The organism is Bhargavaea sp. CC-171006 (genome assembly GCF_009761675.1).
Classification (GTDB): domain Bacteria; phylum Bacillota; class Bacilli; order Bacillales_A; family Planococcaceae; genus Bhargavaea; species Bhargavaea changchunensis.
This window is the reverse complement of record NZ_QUZH01000030.1, coordinates 1-15,392: the sequence shown is the minus strand read 5'-3', so window position 1 is coordinate 15,392 and position 15,392 is coordinate 1. Positions and strand designations below refer to the sequence as shown.

The 15,392-nt window shown below is 54.4% G+C and carries 24 protein-coding genes; 23 read left to right on the top strand and 1 reads right to left on the bottom strand.

The genetic code is table 11. From position 1 onward, the window contains the following. The first annotated feature begins 20 nt into the window (after positions 1-20). The 23 genes from rpsE (at position 21) to DZC51_RS13845 (ending at position 15,062) form a co-directional block, all read left to right on the top strand. Positions 21-518 carry a 30S ribosomal protein S5 gene (rpsE, locus tag DZC51_RS13955; RefSeq protein WP_157296923.1) on the top strand — a complete coding sequence of 166 codons (498 nt, stop codon included), beginning with the start codon at positions 21-23 and terminating at the stop codon, positions 516-518. 13 nt (positions 519-531) lie between these two features. Further along, on the top strand, positions 532-711 hold the full coding sequence (gene rpmD / locus DZC51_RS13950) for a 50S ribosomal protein L30 (RefSeq protein WP_092093265.1): 180 nt from the start codon (positions 532-534) through the stop codon (positions 709-711). Between the two features lie 33 nt (positions 712-744). After that, positions 745-1,185, top strand: coding sequence for a 50S ribosomal protein L15 (rplO, locus tag DZC51_RS13945; RefSeq protein WP_008298858.1), 441 nt, complete (start codon positions 745-747; stop codon positions 1,183-1,185). Then, positions 1,185-2,480 carry a preprotein translocase subunit SecY gene (gene secY / locus DZC51_RS13940; RefSeq protein WP_157296921.1) on the top strand — a complete coding sequence of 432 codons (1,296 nt, stop codon included), beginning with the start codon at positions 1,185-1,187 and terminating at the stop codon, positions 2,478-2,480. Before rplO ends, secY begins: the two co-directional genes overlap by 1 nt. Positions 2,481-2,532: 52 nt before the next feature. Next, positions 2,533-3,180, top strand: a complete 648-nt coding sequence (locus DZC51_RS13935; protein WP_157296919.1) for an adenylate kinase — start codon at positions 2,533-2,535, stop codon at positions 3,178-3,180. Between the two features lie 298 nt (positions 3,181-3,478). Continuing rightward, positions 3,479-3,697, top strand: coding sequence for a translation initiation factor IF-1 (gene infA, locus DZC51_RS13930; protein WP_008298852.1), 219 nt, complete (start codon positions 3,479-3,481; stop codon positions 3,695-3,697). 35 nt (positions 3,698-3,732) lie between these two features. Beyond that, a complete protein-coding gene (gene rpmJ / locus DZC51_RS13925; RefSeq protein ID WP_076758849.1) occupies positions 3,733-3,846 on the top strand; it encodes a 50S ribosomal protein L36 in 114 nt (37 codons plus the stop codon). Positions 3,847-3,869: 23 nt separating this feature from the next. Then, positions 3,870-4,235: a 30S ribosomal protein S13 gene (rpsM, locus tag DZC51_RS13920; protein ID WP_092093285.1), complete on the top strand. Its 366-nt coding sequence runs from the start codon at positions 3,870-3,872 to the stop codon at positions 4,233-4,235. Positions 4,236-4,260: 25 nt separating this feature from the next. Next, a complete protein-coding gene (gene rpsK / locus DZC51_RS13915) occupies positions 4,261-4,650 on the top strand; it encodes a 30S ribosomal protein S11 (RefSeq protein ID WP_008298848.1) in 390 nt (129 codons plus the stop codon). A gap of 131 nt (positions 4,651-4,781) precedes the next feature. Then, positions 4,782-5,723 carry a DNA-directed RNA polymerase subunit alpha gene (locus DZC51_RS13910; protein WP_157296917.1) on the top strand — a complete coding sequence of 314 codons (942 nt, stop codon included), beginning with the start codon at positions 4,782-4,784 and terminating at the stop codon, positions 5,721-5,723. Between the two features lie 47 nt (positions 5,724-5,770). Then, positions 5,771-6,151, top strand: coding sequence for a 50S ribosomal protein L17 (rplQ, locus tag DZC51_RS13905; RefSeq protein ID WP_008298846.1), 381 nt, complete (start codon positions 5,771-5,773; stop codon positions 6,149-6,151). Positions 6,152-6,632: 481 nt separating this feature from the next. Then, entirely contained in the window at positions 6,633-7,478 is an 846-nt protein-coding gene (locus tag DZC51_RS13900) for an energy-coupling factor ABC transporter ATP-binding protein (protein WP_157296914.1), read from the top strand. Further along, positions 7,454-8,326: an energy-coupling factor ABC transporter ATP-binding protein gene (locus DZC51_RS13895; RefSeq protein ID WP_157296912.1), complete on the top strand. Its 873-nt coding sequence runs from the start codon at positions 7,454-7,456 to the stop codon at positions 8,324-8,326. Before DZC51_RS13900 ends, DZC51_RS13895 begins: the two co-directional genes overlap by 25 nt. Then, the gene (locus tag DZC51_RS13890; RefSeq protein WP_157296910.1) at positions 8,323-9,120 is read left to right on the top strand and encodes an energy-coupling factor transporter transmembrane component T family protein; all 798 of its coding nucleotides are present in this window, start codon (positions 8,323-8,325) and stop codon (positions 9,118-9,120) included. Before DZC51_RS13895 ends, DZC51_RS13890 begins: the two co-directional genes overlap by 4 nt. 183 nt (positions 9,121-9,303) lie before the next feature. Then, positions 9,304-10,050 carry a tRNA pseudouridine(38-40) synthase TruA gene (truA, locus tag DZC51_RS13885; RefSeq protein WP_157296908.1) on the top strand — a complete coding sequence of 249 codons (747 nt, stop codon included), beginning with the start codon at positions 9,304-9,306 and terminating at the stop codon, positions 10,048-10,050. Between the two features lie 184 nt (positions 10,051-10,234). After that, entirely contained in the window at positions 10,235-10,672 is a 438-nt protein-coding gene (rplM, locus tag DZC51_RS13880) for a 50S ribosomal protein L13 (protein WP_063182467.1), read from the top strand. A gap of 18 nt (positions 10,673-10,690) precedes the next feature. Next, entirely contained in the window at positions 10,691-11,083 is a 393-nt protein-coding gene (gene rpsI, locus DZC51_RS13875) for a 30S ribosomal protein S9 (RefSeq protein WP_063182465.1), read from the top strand. Between the two features lie 85 nt (positions 11,084-11,168). After that, the gene (locus DZC51_RS13870) at positions 11,169-11,789 is read left to right on the top strand and encodes an NAD(P)-dependent oxidoreductase (RefSeq protein WP_157296906.1); all 621 of its coding nucleotides are present in this window, start codon (positions 11,169-11,171) and stop codon (positions 11,787-11,789) included. A 127-nt stretch (positions 11,790-11,916) separates the two neighbouring features. Further along, complete coding sequence (locus tag DZC51_RS13865; RefSeq protein ID WP_157296904.1) at positions 11,917-12,351, top strand: DMT family transporter; 435 nt, start codon at positions 11,917-11,919, stop codon at positions 12,349-12,351. A gap of 128 nt (positions 12,352-12,479) precedes the next feature. After that, positions 12,480-13,418: a DMT family transporter gene (locus tag DZC51_RS13860; protein ID WP_232524150.1), complete on the top strand. Its 939-nt coding sequence runs from the start codon at positions 12,480-12,482 to the stop codon at positions 13,416-13,418. 156 nt (positions 13,419-13,574) lie between these two features. Next, complete coding sequence (locus DZC51_RS13855) at positions 13,575-13,994, top strand: hypothetical protein (protein ID WP_157296902.1); 420 nt, start codon at positions 13,575-13,577, stop codon at positions 13,992-13,994. Positions 13,995-14,004: 10 nt separating this feature from the next. Then, entirely contained in the window at positions 14,005-14,466 is a 462-nt protein-coding gene (locus tag DZC51_RS13850; protein ID WP_157296900.1) for a hypothetical protein, read from the top strand. A gap of 2 nt (positions 14,467-14,468) precedes the next feature. After that, entirely contained in the window at positions 14,469-15,062 is a 594-nt protein-coding gene (locus DZC51_RS13845) for an SCO family protein (protein WP_157296898.1), read from the top strand. 11 nt (positions 15,063-15,073) lie between these two features. Here DZC51_RS13845 and DZC51_RS16300 read toward each other — a convergent pair. Beyond that, positions 15,074-15,392 (bottom strand): hypothetical protein (locus DZC51_RS16300; protein WP_232524149.1); only part of this gene is annotated, 319 nt, incomplete at its 5' end.

Below are 15,392 nucleotides of genomic sequence, written 5' to 3'. Positions count from 1 at the left end.
AAAAGGAGGGACCTATACACATGCGTCGCAATGAAGTGAAAAGTGAGTTCGAAGAACGCGTAGTTACGATCAACCGCGTAGCGAAAGTCGTAAAAGGCGGACGTCGTTTCCGCTTCACGGCACTCGTCGTCGTAGGCGACAAGAATGGCCGTGTCGGTTTTGGTACAGGTAAAGCTCAGGAAGTTCCGGATGCAATCCGCAAGGCTGTTGAGGATGCGAAAAAGAACCTCGTCAACGTTCCTATGGTCAATGGCACAACGCCACACGAAGTGACCGGACGTTTCGGTGCAGGCTCTGTCTTCATCAAACCTGCCGCTCCTGGTACCGGTGTTATCGCCGGCGGCCCTGTCCGCGCAGTACTTGAACTTGCAGGCATCACGGACATTCTTTCGAAATCCCTCGGTTCCAACACGCCGATCAACGTCATCCGTGCTACGATCGCAGGTCTCCAGGACCTTAAGCGTGCCGAGGAAGTTGCAAAACTCCGTGGCAAATCTGTAGAAGAACTGCTGGGTTGAGGGGGGAAAACTAATGGCTAAGCTCGAAATCACCCTTAAGAAAAGCGTGATCGGGGCGAAACCGGATCAACGCAAAACGGTTGAAGCTCTCGGTCTGCGCAAGACGAACCAAACGGTCGAACACGAAGACAATGCTGCAATCCGCGGCATGCTGAACAAAGTCGGCCATCTCGTCGAAGTTAAAGAAAACTAATCTTTCATCAAAATATAAGGAGGTGCCAGTCAAATGAAACTGCATGAACTGAAACCTGCAAAAGGATCCCGCAAAGAACGCAACCGTGTGGGCCGTGGACCTGGTTCGGGCAACGGCAAGACGTCCGGCCGCGGTGCAAACGGTCAAAACTCGCGTTCCGGCGGCGGTGTACGCCTCGGCTTCGAAGGTGGACAGATGCCTCTTTTCCAGAGCCTGCCTAAGCGCGGATTCACGAACATCAACCGTAAGGAATATGCCATCGTGAACCTTGAAACGCTTAACCGCTTCGAAGAAGGCACGGAAGTCACTCCTGCGCTCCTGCTCGAAACGGGTGTCGTGAGCAAGGAAAAATCCGGCATCAAAATCCTCGGCAACGGTCAGCTTGAGAAAAAGCTTACTGTACAGGCTCACAAATTCTCTGCTTCCGCTAAAGAGGCCATCGAGAACGCAGGCGGCTCTGTCGAGGTGATCTAATGTTTGAGACCATCTCTAACTTTATGCGTGTTCCGGAAATCCGGAAGAAAATCCTATTTACGCTGGCGCTGCTCATCGTCTTCAGGCTCGGGACCTTTATCCCGGTGCCGAACGTTGACGCATCAGCACTCCAGGCAGCCGATCAATTCAGCCTGATCGGCTTTCTGAACACGTTCGGGGGCGGCGCGCTCGCGAACTTCTCCATTCTGGCGATGGGCATCATGCCGTACATCACGGCATCGATCATCGTCCAGCTTCTCCAGATGGACGTCGTCCCGAAATTCGCCGAGTGGGCGAAGCAGGGCGAGGTCGGCCGGAGAAAGCTGGCCCAGTTCACCAGATACTTCACGATCGTTCTGGCATTTATCCAGTCGATCGCCATGTCGTACGGCTTTAACCGCATGTACGGCGGCACGCTGATCCAGAACGACGGCATTACGACTTACCTCGTCATCGCAGTCGTCCTGACAGCAGGCACGGCGTTCCTCCTCTGGCTCGGTGAGCAGATCACCGAGAACGGAGTGGGCAACGGGATCTCAATCATCATCTTTGCGGGTATCGTTGCGGCGATCCCGAATGCGGTGAACCAGATCTATGCGCAACAGATCCAGGATGCAGGGGACCAGCTGTTCCTGAACATCCTCATTCTGGTCCTCCTTGTCCTCGCGGTCGTCGCCATCACGGTCGGCGTCGTGTATTTCCAGGAGGCGCTCCGGAAAATTCCGGTGCAGTATGCAAAACGTGTCACGGGCCGCGGCCGCCAGCAGGCCGGCCAGCAGACCCACCTGCCATTGAAAGTAAACGCGGCCGGCGTCATTCCTGTAATCTTCGCCGTCGCGTTCATCATAACCCCTCAGTCGATTGCATCGTTCTTCGGACAGAACCGCTGGACGGCGGCGATCATCGAAATCTTCGACTATACGAAGCCTGTGGGGATGATCATCTACGTAGCGCTCATCATTGCCTTCACTTACTTCTATGCGTTCATCCAGGTCAACCCTGAGAACGTATCGGACAATCTGAAGAAGCAGGGCGCCTACGTCCCGGGCATCCGTCCGGGACAGGACACACAGAACTACCTGACGCGTGTCCTGAACCGCCTGACATTCGTCGGGGCGCTCTTCCTTGCGGTCATCTCGGTCCTGCCGATCTTCTTTATCAATCTGGCAGGCCTCCCGCAGTCCGTGCAGATCGGCGGCACCAGCCTCCTGATCGTTGCCGGGGTTGCGCTCCAGACGATGAAACAGCTGGAATCCCAGCTCGTCAAGCGGCACTACAAAGGCTTTATGAAGTAATCTGCTGCCGGTTACGGCCGGCGGCACAAAACACTGTAGGAGGGCACGACGTATGAACATCGTATTGATGGGCCTGCCGGGCGCCGGTAAAGGCACCCAGGCGGACAGGATTGTCGAGAAGTACGAAATCCCTCATATCTCTACAGGCGACATGTTCCGTTCCGCAATCCAAGAAGGAACGGAACTCGGTCTGAAGGCAAAGCAGTTCATGGATGAAGGGGCTCTCGTCCCTGATGAAGTGACCGTGGGCATCGTCCGTGAACGCCTGTCAAAGCAGGACTGCGAGCAAGGCGTCCTTCTGGACGGCTTCCCGCGGACGGTCGCACAGGCGGAAGCACTGGATGAAATCATGTCCGGGCTCGGCCGGAAGATCGACCATGTCATCAATATCCGGGTGGAGCATGACGAACTCGTCAAACGGCTGACCGGCCGCCGCATCTGCAAAGAATGCGGAACTTCCTACCACCTTGTCTTCAACCCTCCCAAACAGGAAGGGATTTGCGACAAGGACGGCGGGGAGCTCTACCAGCGTGCCGACGACAACCCGGAGACCGTCAATAACCGCCTGGAAGTGAATATGAAACAGAGTGAACCGCTCCTCGCCTACTACGGCGATAAAGGCGTTCTGACCCACATCGACGGGCAGCAGGACATCGAAGTCGTATTTGAGGACATCGACCGGCTGCTCCGGGGCAACTGAACCCGTGCCGGGGAGGCGAGACGATCCTGTTTTATGGCATGTGACGGCAGACCATGTCCGCCGACCGCTGCGAACGGCGGACATGGCGCGGAAATGCAGGCGTGGCGGGACTCCGTCCATGCAATGCAGTCCGGAACAAGGTATAATGGGGACCGTGGATTTGTCCGTTTTTCGGACAGGGAAGCGGAATCCATTGGTAGTCTTTCGGACATCTCTCATGCAGACCGTTCATATGTTTGAAGGTAGGGCGCAGCGGGACGAAGAGAGACCTGATTCTAACATGAAGGGATGATGATGGATGGCGAAAGATGATTTAATCGAAGTGGAAGGCAAGGTCGTCGAGACTCTGCCAGGAGCTAATTTTCAAGTGGAACTCGAAAACGGCCATACGATCCTTGCGCACGTTTCCGGAAAGATGCGGATGCACTATATCCGGATTTTGCCGGGTGACCGTGTGACAGTGGAACTTTCCCCCTACGATCTGACCCGTGGCCGTATCACATACCGTTACAAATGATCTAAGCACTCCGGACGATAAGGAGGTTCTATGCGATGAAAGTAAGACCATCTGTTAAGCCGATCTGCGAAAAGTGCAAAGTCATCCGCCGTCGCGGTCGGGTCATGGTAATCTGTGAAAACCCGAAACATAAACAACGCCAAGGCTAAACCTTAAGGAGGTGCACGAATATATGGCACGTATTGCTGGTGTAGACGTACCGCGCGAGAAGCGCGTAGTCATCGCTCTCACTTACATCTACGGAATCGGTAAAACGACTTCCCAGAAGATCCTCGCCGGCGCAGGCGTTTCCGAAGAGACTCGCGTACGCGATCTCACTGACGCCGAGCTCGACAAGATCCGTGAACAAATCGACAGCCTGAAAGTTGAAGGTGACCTTCGCCGTGAAACGAACCTCAACATCAAGCGTCTGATGGAAATCGGCAGCAACCGTGGAATCCGCCACCGCCGCGGCCTTCCTGTACGCGGTCAGCACACGAAGAACAACGCACGTACCCGTAAGGGCCCGCGCAAGACAGTCGCAAACAAGAAGAAATAATCAGTAAAGGAGGTAACTTCACACTATGGCACGTAGACAACAAACGCGTAAACGCCGCGTCAAAAAGAATATTGAATCCGGCATCGCACACATCCGTTCCACTTTCAACAACACAATCGTCACGATCACGGACACTCAAGGTAATGCAGTATCCTGGTCGAGCGCAGGTGCACTCGGATTCAAGGGCTCCCGTAAGTCCACGCCGTTCGCTGCACAGATGGCTGCAGAAACTGCTGCACGCACGTCGATGGAGCACGGCATGAAGACTCTTGAAGTAACGGTTAAAGGACCTGGTGCAGGCCGTGAAGCGGCTATCCGCGCACTGCAGGCTGCAGGCCTTGAAGTCACTGCGATCCGCGACGTAACTCCGGTTCCTCACAACGGTTGCCGTCCTCCAAAACGCCGCCGTGTATAATGGCTGTCCGTCCATTGATTGAGAAACACGATTTACGGATAAACTGGTTTGTGAGAGTGCAATAGTTGTCTTGTATATCGATTTCCAATAGGAACTGCCATTCATGGACGTTTTGAGGGAGGGTGAATTTGATGATCGAAATAGAAAAACCGAGGATTGAAGCTGTACAGACTGTGGAAAGCACCTATGGAAAGTTTATCGTGGAGCCGCTTGAGCGGGGCTACGGAACCACCCTGGGCAATTCCCTGCGACGGATTCTTCTTTCTTCACTGCCGGGTGCCGCTGTTACATCCATCCAGATTGACGGAGTCCTCCACGAGTTTTCGACGGTTGACGGCGTCGTGGAAGATGTGGCATCGATCATCCTGAACGTGAAGCAACTTGCTCTGAAAATCTACTCGGACGACGAAAAAGTCATCGAGATCGATGTGAAGGGCGAGAACGAGGTAACGGCCGCAGACATCACGCATGACAGCGACGTTGAAATCCTCAATCCGGATCTCCATATTGCGACTGTCGGCAAGAATGGCCACCTCCGCATGCGCATGTATGCACAGCGCGGGCGCGGATATGTTCCGGCTGACCGCAACAAGCGTGAAGATCTGCCAATCGGCGTGATCCCGATCGACTCCATTTACACCCCAGTCTCACGCGTCAATTTCCAGGTGGAAAACACACGTGTCGGACAACTGTCCGATTACGATAAATTGACCCTCGACGTCTGGACCGATGGCAGCATCGGGCCGCAAGAGGCAATCTCGCTCGGATCCAGGATCCTGACCGAGCACCTCAACATCTTCGTCGGCCTCACGGATGAAGCACAGTCCGTCGAGATCATGGTGGAGAAGGAAGAAGACCAGAAGGAGAAGGTCCTCGAGATGACGATTGAGGAGCTCGACCTGAGCGTCCGTTCCTACAACTGCCTGAAGCGTGCCGGCATCAACACGGTGCTTGAGCTCGCGAACAAGAGCGAAGATGAAATGATGAAAGTGCGCAACCTGGGCCGCAAGTCCCTCGAAGAGGTCAAGGCGAAGCTGACAGATCTCGGACTCGGCCTGCGTACGGAAGAATAAATCGTCCATAGCGGACCATCCAATTTACCCAAAAGGAGGGAAACTCGATGGGCTACAGAAAGTTAGGTCGTACAAGCTCCCAGCGTAAGGCGATGCTTCGTGACCTCGCAACCGATCTCATCATCAACGAACGCCTGCAGACGACTGAAACGCGTGCGAAAGAGCTCCGTTCCGTCGTTGAGAAAATGATCACTCTCGGAAAACGCGGTGATCTCCATGCACGCCGTCAGGCTGCCGAATTCATCCGTCGCGAACTCGTTACGACGACTGACGAAGAAGGCAACGAACAAACGGTCTATGCACTGCAGAAACTGTTCGACGATGTGGCACCTCGCTACGCTGAGCGTCAGGGCGGCTACACACGCATCATGAAGGTCGGCCCTCGTCGCGGTGACGGCGCACCGGTCGTCATCATCGAACTCGTTTAATTGCAGTACGGAAAAGGGTGTGCGGTTACCTGAGTATGGACGGCACCCTTTTCTTTCTATAATGATTTATACGGCAAATGAAAAAGCTGAGCGTTATGATGGGCGGAGCAACTGCTTGCGTCCCGTCTAGCTCTCCGCACCCCATCATGGTCCCGGCGGTGTGAGCAGCCGCCGGTCATGCCATACGACAAAAGCGCAGTCACCAGTTGGGGTGCGCGCTTTTTTTTTACATACTGACGGAAACGGGATGGCGCCGGGGAGCGTTTGGCAGTGAAACGTTGCTTTATTGGAGTGAGACGTTGCTATATTCGGCTGAGACGTTGCCGTATTTCATTGAGACGTTGACATATCTGACTTAAACGTTGACATATGTCCCAGAGGCCGCCGAAGTGCGCGCCAAACCCGCCGGGGCCGGACGACACGGCCTCCGGATTCCGTTACAATAGACAGCAGAGTTGAGCGAAGCAGAGGAGGAATGACTATGGAACGGATCCTGTCCCTTCAGGACGTCCGTTTTACCTATACACCGGACGACCCGGACAGCCGCTATGCGGTGGACGGCGTATCGTTCGACATGCAGGCGGGCGAGTGGATCGCCGTCGTCGGCCATAACGGCTCGGGCAAGTCGACGCTTGCCCGGCTCATGATCGGCCTTCTGTTCCCGCAGGAGGGGACAGTGGGGCTGTTCGGCGACACGCTCACGGAGGACAACCTCTGGGAAAAGCGTTCTCAGATGGGCATGGTGTTCCAAAACCCGGATAACCAGTTTGTCGGCGCGACCGTGCAGGACGATGTCGCCTTTGCCCTTGAGAACAACGGCATCCCGTTCGAGGAGATGACACTCCGTGTGCAGGATGCGCTCAAGCAGGTCAAGATGGACACCTTCCTCGATCATGAGCCGCAACACCTGTCCGGCGGCCAGAAGCAGCGTGTGGCGATTGCAGGGGCACTGGCCCTGCGGCCGAGGCTGCTGATCCTGGACGAGGCGACCTCGATGCTTGATCCGCAGGGGCGCGAGGAAGTGATCCGGGTCATCCTCGACCTGAGAGAAAAGACGGGACTTTCCGTCATCTCGATCACCCATGACCTGGAGGAGGCGCTGCTTGCGGACCGGGTCGTGGTCATGAACGGCGGCCGGAAATTCGCGGAAGGAACGCCGCAGGAGGTCTTCCTGAAGGGAGAGGGTCTGACGGCACTCGGGCTGGATCTGCCGTTCGCCATGAGGCTGTCCGCGCTTCTCGGGGAGCAGGGGATCGGAACAGAGCCAGGAACGATGACAGAACGGAAGTTGGTGGAGCAGCTATGGACATTGCGCTCGAACAGGTAGATTACACATACGCGGCGGGTACGCCATTCCAGAAGCAGGCGCTCCATGATGTGAACGTCCGCATTCCGTCGGGCTCCTACACGGCCATCATCGGCCACACGGGTTCCGGAAAATCGACGCTCCTGCAGCACCTGAACGGCCTCCTGAAGCCGACGGCGGGCATCGTCCGCATCGGCGATACCCAAGTCACCAAGGAGACAAAGGGCAAGCAGCTGAAGCCCATCCGCCGCAAAGTCGGCATCGTCTTCCAGTTCCCCGAACATCAGCTGTTCGAGGAAAATGTGCTGAAGGATGTCATGTTCGGCCCGCTGAACTTCGGCGTGAAAGAAGAAGAGGCGAGGACGCGCGCGCTCAGTTGGATCGAACGTCTTGGCCTGCCCGAAGGGACGGCGGAAAAGTCACCGTTCGACCTGTCGGGCGGCCAGATGCGCCGAGTCGCGATTGCAGGAGTGCTGGCGATGGAGCCGGATGTGCTCGTTCTGGACGAACCGACCGCGGGCCTTGACCCTGCCGGACGCAAGGAGATCATGGACCTGTTCTATGAGCTCCACGAACAGCGGGACATGACGACGATCCTCGTCACACACAGCATGGAGGACGCCGCACGCTACGCGGACCATATGATCGTCATGCATGACGGAACGGACGTCCTGCAGGGACCGCCTGAAACAGTGTTCGCGGATGCGGAGCGCCTCGCACAGTGGCGCTTAGGCGTTCCGCGCACCGTCAGCTTCCAGCGGCTGTACGAGGAAGGCGCTGGCCTGCCGCCTGCCCCTCCGGCACTCACCGAAGAGCAGCTCGCGGCCTATCTTGCGGCGGACCTCCGGAAAGGGGGCGGCGCGTCATGATGGAGAAAATGGTGTTCGGCCGATACATTCCCGGTGATTCATTTGTCCACCGGCTCGATCCGCGATCGAAGCTGATCTTCGTCTTCATCTTCATCGCGGCCGTGTTCCTTGCGAACAACACGGTAAGCTACGCGCTCCTGCTCGCCTTTACGCTGCTGGCGATCCTTGCATCCAAGGTTCGCATCGGTTTTCTGATAGGCGGCCTGAAGCCGGTCATGTTCCTGATCGCATTCACCTTCCTTTTGCATATCTTCTTCACGAAAGAAGGCGACCTGCTGTTCCAGCTCGGGTTCCTGAAAATCTATGAAGAAGGTCTGCGGCAGGGGATCTATATCTCGGTCCGGTTCCTCGTGCTCGTATTGATGACGTCTCTCCTCACACTCACGACGTCTCCGATCTCGATCACGGACGGGCTCGAGGTGCTGCTGAACCCGCTGAAGAAAGTGAAATTCCCGGTACACGAGCTTGCGCTTATGATGTCGATCTCGCTCAGGTTTATTCCGACCCTGATGGATGAGACCGACAAAATCCTGAAGGCCCAGCTTGCACGGGGCTCCGACATCTCGTCGGGCACGATGAAGGAACGCATCCAGGCGGTCGTCCCGCTGCTTGTCCCGCTCTTCGTCAGCGCCTTCAAGCGCGCCGAAGACCTCGCCGTCGCGATGGAGGTCCGCGGCTACCGCGGGGGAGAAGGGCGGACCCGCTACCGTCAATTAAAATGGGACTGGCGGGATACCACGGCGCTGCTGATCCTGCTCGCGGTGATCGTGGCACTGTGGTTCCTGCGGGGATAAGGACGGGGGCGGACTTACAGCCGCATAATCGGAGTTAGAGCGCCAATTCCGGACTTGGTGGCCCCATTTCATATTTAAATCTGCGGCTTTGTACTATAGGAACCGAATTCGGAGTACGCGCCCAACATCCGTACTACGGATCGCCGGTTCGTACTTAATCCCTGACCCGAAAGGAGAGATTCCATGCCACGCATCAAACTGATCATCGCCTATGACGGGAGCGGCTTTGAAGGCTATCAGATTCAGCCGAAGGGGCGCACCGTCCAGGGGGAGTTGGAGCAGGCGCTCTCCGTAATCCATAAGGGGGAGGCGGTCCGTGTGCATGCATCCGGACGCACCGATGCCGGCGTGCATGCGAGCGGGCAGGCCGTGCACTTTGACACGCCGCTCGGAATCCCGGACAACCGCTGGGCGATGGCGCTCAATACGCGTCTTCCGGGGGCGATACGTGTCCTTTCCGCGGAGACGGTGCCTGACAGCTTCCACGCGCGCTTCTCTGCGACGGGGAAAACCTACAGGTACATCTGGCATCTGTCGGACGTCATCAGTCCGTTCCGGCGGTATTTCACGACGCCGTCACTTGGTGTGACGCCCGATGTCTCCAAGATGGAAGAAGGCGCACGGCACCTGGTCGGCACCCATGACTTCACCAGCTTCTGCTCGGCCAAGACCGACGTGGAGGACAAGGTCCGCACCGTCGAGACGATCCTGTTCGAGCGGCATGGCGAGGAGCTCCATATGGTCATCAGCGGGAGCGGCTTCCTGTACAACATGGTCCGCATCATCGCCGGCACACTCTGGATGTGCGGCAAGGGCGAGATGGACCCGGGGGACATCCCGGGCATCCTCGCAGCAAAGGACCGGTCCAAAGCGGGAAAAACCGCGCAGGCACAAGGTTTATACCTCGAAAACGTGCGCTATGGTGAATGAAACAACTTTTCCTGGTGTACACACAAAAATGGTTGACTTCAATACCAATTCACGGTATGATGATAAACGGTATTTCGATAACCCCACTAAGAATGCCCCGGTAAGGTTTCTTTGTGTTTGGGATAGAGAATCGAAACTTGGAACTCGGAACTTTTGATTGAGTGAAATTTAGGAGGACTAACAAATGCGTACAACGTACATGGCGAAAGCCCAAGAAGTCGAGCGTAAGTGGCTCGTTGTCGACGCAGAGGGCAAGACGCTTGGCCGTCTATCGTCCGAAGTCGCAGCAATCCTGCGCGGCAAGCATAAACCAACGTACACTCCGAACGTGGACACAGGCGACCACGTCATCATTATTAATGCAGAAAAGATCGAAATGACTGGCAACAAGCTCCAGGACAAGATCTACTACCGTCACACAGGCCACCCGGGCGGCATCCGTCAGCGTACTGCAGGCGAAATGCGCGAGAAGTACCCTACAAAGCTTCTCGAAACGTCCATCAAGGGCATGCTTCCAAAAGGCCCTCTCGGCCGTCAGATGTACCGCAAACTTCATGTTTACGCGGGCGCTGAACATCCACACGCAGCACAACAACCGGAAGTCTACGAACTTCGCGGGTAATTAAGAGGAGGAACCACTTTGGCACAAGTTCAATACATCGGCACTGGCCGCCGCAAGACTTCCGTTGCCCGCGTACGCCTCGTACCCGGCGAAGGCAAAGTCGTTATCAACGGTCGTGACGCAGAAGATTACATTCCATTCGAAACACTTCGTGAAGTTATCAAGCAACCGCTTGTAGCGACTGAAACACTCGGCAGCTACGACGTTCTCGTCAACGTCAACGGCGGCGGCTACACTGGACAAGCCGGCGCAATCCGCCACGGCGTTGCCCGTGCGCTGCTTCAGGTAGACCCTGACTTCCGTCCTGCACTCAAAACTGCAGGTCTCCTTACGCGTGACCCACGCATGAAGGAACGTAAGAAGTACGGTCTCAAAGGCGCGCGTCGTGCACCTCAGTTCTCGAAGCGCTAATTTTCAACATCACAAAAGCTCTCAACCGTTTTGGTTGGGGGCTTTTTTGTTATTCTTATGATGAGAAGCAAGAGGAGGTCCATTGATGAACATTTTAATATTAGGAGGAACGGGACGGGTTGGCAGTCACATCGTTGCGCAAGCATTGGAGGACGAGCATCATGTGACCGTCCTAGTCCGCACTCCGGAAAAGGTTACAATCAATCACAACAATCTGACGGTCATCCAAGGCGATGTATTAAACCAAGAAGCGCTCACACACGCCATACACGGAGCGGACGTGTTGATCAGCGCACTCAATACTGACGGAGGCACGACACTCTCGGAAAGCATGCCCCTGATCATCAATGCTATGGAAACGGAAGGAATCAGGCGGATCATCACAATCGGGACTGCCGGAATCCTGCAGAGCCGGGTCAATCCGGAAATCCTGCGCTATCAGTCCAGCGAATCCAAGCGCAAAACAACCCGTGCTGCCGAAGAACATGAGAAAGTCTATAATTTGCTAAAGCAATACGATCTCGACTGGACCATCGTCTGTCCGACTTATTTGCCCGACGGCGAGCGATTGGGCAACTACCGGACAGAGCCTGATTTCCTCCCGGAAGGCGGCAGCCAGATTTCAGTACCGGATACGGCGGAATTCGCGTATAGCCTGATTGAAAGCGGCGAGCACATCAAAAAGCGTGTAGGAATCGCCTATTAAAGCGGAGCCCCTCCCTTAAACAATCGGAAGGGGCATTTTTTATACCAGGAATACGGGATTAAACAAGTTGGTCTGATACAATATTCAAAAGACTAAAGACGACTTGTTCGCAAGGGGAGTATGTTGAATGAAGCTGCTTTTTCCGTTACTCGCATTAATAGGCGGCATTGCCGTCGCCATCCAGAGCCAGGTCAACGGAAACCTGGGAAGAAACGTCGGAGTGATCGAAGCGTCATTCGTTTCATTTCTGATCGGCACGCTCGCGCTGTTCTTCGCGGTTATCTTTTTTGGCAATGGCAACTTGCTGGCAGTGGCGACGGTTCCAAAATGGCAGCTGCTCGGTGGCTTGATGGGTGCGGTTTACGTGCTCATTCTGGTCTTTTCCGTTCCAAAAATCGGTGTAGCGGCGGCACTTGCCGGAATTATTGCAGGGCAGGTGATCATGGGCGCGGTAATCGACCACTTCGGACTGTTCGGAGGAGTGCGTTTCCCGATCGATGCCAAAAAGCTGGTCGCGATTGTGCTTCTGTTCGTGTCGCTTTACTTGTTCAATCAGAAGTAATCACAGTCATAAAAGAAGTCCCCTTCTATAAGAACCCGATTGACCCGGAAAACGGGGACTTCATCTCACATTGGATGCCATTCATATGGTCAAGATAGTTACTTTATCAAAGTGCAAGGTGGCGGGGGATGACCATGGAAAAGGTACGGGGTCTCAAAGTTTATCTGATTACCATGTTGGGCGCGGCCTGTTGGGGATTAATCGGGCTGTTTATTGCTCCCCTGTATGATCGGGGATTTACGGCTTGGGATGTAGTTGCAGTCAGGAGTATCTTTACAGTAGTTTTTCTATTGGTTGGGATGGCAGTGTTCAACCGGTCCCAACTCAAAACCCGGCTAAAGGATCATGTTTTTTTCGCAGGTGCGGGGGTTTTGAGCATTTCCTTATTTAACTTCTTTTATTTTGAAGTGTTTTCCCGTACGAGCCTTTCGCTTGCTGTGACGCTCCTTTATACAGGACCTGTGTTTGTGACGATCTTATCCAGGATCTTTTTCAAGGAACCCCTGACGCTCCGTAAAGGATGGGCGTTGGTACTCGCCATGGGCGGATGTGCATTTGTAGTGGGTCTGCTGCCGTTCGGTCAGGTAAATGTGACATGGGCAATTTTATTGATGGGGATACTTTCGGGGTTCTGTTACGCGCTATACAGCATTTTCAGCAAGGCGGTCATCGATCGTTATTCTCCATTAACGGTGACCTTGTATACGTTTTTGTATGCAAGCATCTTTATGCTGCTGACCAGTGATGTGACCGAACAAATCTGCCAGTTCCAATATGCGGATGTCTGGATATCGTCGCTATTGTTGTCCTTGGTTTCTACGATTGCGGCTTTTGCTTTGTATACTTATGGTCTGAAACATCTGGAAGCCAGCAAAGCTTCTATTTTGGCAACGGTAGAGCCCATCGTTGCGGTGGTGATCGGAGTCGTTCTATTCCATGAGAGTCTTCAGGGGTGGCAAGTGCTGGGGATTCTTCTTGTTCTGTACTCAGCCGTGCTGGTCACCAGAGGTCAGCCTAAAGATGCCGGCCCTGAACAGGAGAAATTGGTATACGATAAACAAGATTAATGTACAAGTGGTCTCCAAAGGCCTCCCCCGATTCTTATTGAACAAGAATCAGGGGAGGTCTTTTAATCGAGTTCCATTCCGGATGCTTCCCGTCGGACCGGACAGAGGCCGGCCCGCAAACCGACAGGGCCGCATATCCTGTCGGGAGGTGGTTGGATGCGTGATCTTTCGTTTGTCCTGATCCTGTACAGCAATCTGGCGCTGTTTGCATTGCTGTATGTCTATGTACGCCGTCGCCGGAAGTTGATCAGCATTCATCTGGGCATGAATATTTCCATGGCACTGGGCGGGCTGGTCGGGCTGTCGACGGGGATTTTCCTGATCCTTCAATACCCCTTCCACTTTACGGCCATTACGATGGCGGCCGCTTTGACCGGGATGGGTGCAGGTGCGTTGTTTGGCGCGTTGTTCGACTACCAGGCAATGTTGACCGGGCTGATCAACGGCATGATGATGGGCCTGATGGCGCCCATGCTGGGGGCTATTCTGACAGACCCCTATTTTTTCACGGTCATTCTGGAAGTGTTTATTTTCCTGATCATCGCTGTCCTGTTCGCCGCGGTGAAGAGATCATGAGGGTGAAGAAATGCTCGGCATTATTGGACTTCTGATCTGGAACGTTTCGGCTGCCTGTTTCTGTTACTATCGGTTGCACAGAAGGAAACGCCAGTTTGACAGCCGGTATGCTGCCACCATCACAAGCACAGCGACGATGGGCATCACACTCGTATTGGGCATGCATGTGACCGTGTTGGTGTCTGCCGGCCTCTCCCTTGTTTTTCTTGTGAATCTGCTGCTTGGAGCGGCGGTCGGTGCTCTTTTCGGATCGCTCTTCAAATACCGGGAGATCCTGGCAGGTCTCTACAATGGGCTGGTCGGCGTCTTAATGGGGGCCATGATCGGGGAGGTTTTGAAAAACCCGCAGATCTGCAGCATCCCGATCGCTGATCACACCCAGCTTCTGCTGAATATGTACCAGCTGTGCGGATTCGCTACACTGTTATTCACTGTCGTTATTGGTCTCGTTTTATATTCAATAAAAGGTTGAGGGTGAACCAGTTGAAAAGAATCTCGGTCATTGCTGTAATCGTCCTTCTCGGATTTGCAGCGGTCTACTTTTTTTGGCCCCGGACGGTGGAGCTTCCCAAAATGGCTTCCATAGATGATCCGCAGTTGCCATCGATTACCGGTGAAACGGATGCCTTTTCCTCGGGCAAACCGAAACTTGTTGCGTTTTATTACACCCAGTGTCCGGATGTTTGCCCAATGACAGTGATTGACTTGCTGAGGCTTCAAGAAACATTGGAGGGCAAGGGCATTCAGGAGAAAGCCTACGATGTCATCCTCATTACATTGGACCCCGAAGTGGATACCGTGGACAGGATTGAGCAATACAAGAATCAGTTCGATATTACTGCAGGGAACTGGGTCTTTCTAAGGGGAACCGTTGAGCAGACAGAACAGGTCACAAACCAATTTAATATGGTTTTTCAGAAAGACCGGGAAGGGCAGATCGTTCATGGCACGACCATGTATGTATTAGATGATGAAAATCAGATTCGGGCCGTTCACGACATGAACACGGGGCAGGCAGCGGTCAACGTGGAACAGATTGCTGAACATATCGATATGCTGATTAAATAGCTGCAGGCGTCTCATGGAGCTGTCCGACATCCGGATGGCTCCATTTTAGTGTTCAACACCTCATCTTGACTGGTCTGCCCATAAAAAAGGCTGCATCGAGAGAATCTTCTCATCGATGCAGCTTTATCTAGTCCCAATCCGTGATTCGGGCAGGTTAAATGAAATCTTAATTCAATAACACAGATTGTACTTTTTTCGGAGATCGTCTTAGCCTTAGCACTTGCATCCGCCGTCGCACTTGCACTTGCCGTCGCACTTGCACTTGCCATCGCACTTGCACTTGCCATCACACTTGCACTTGCTATCGCACTTGCACTTGCTGTCGCACTT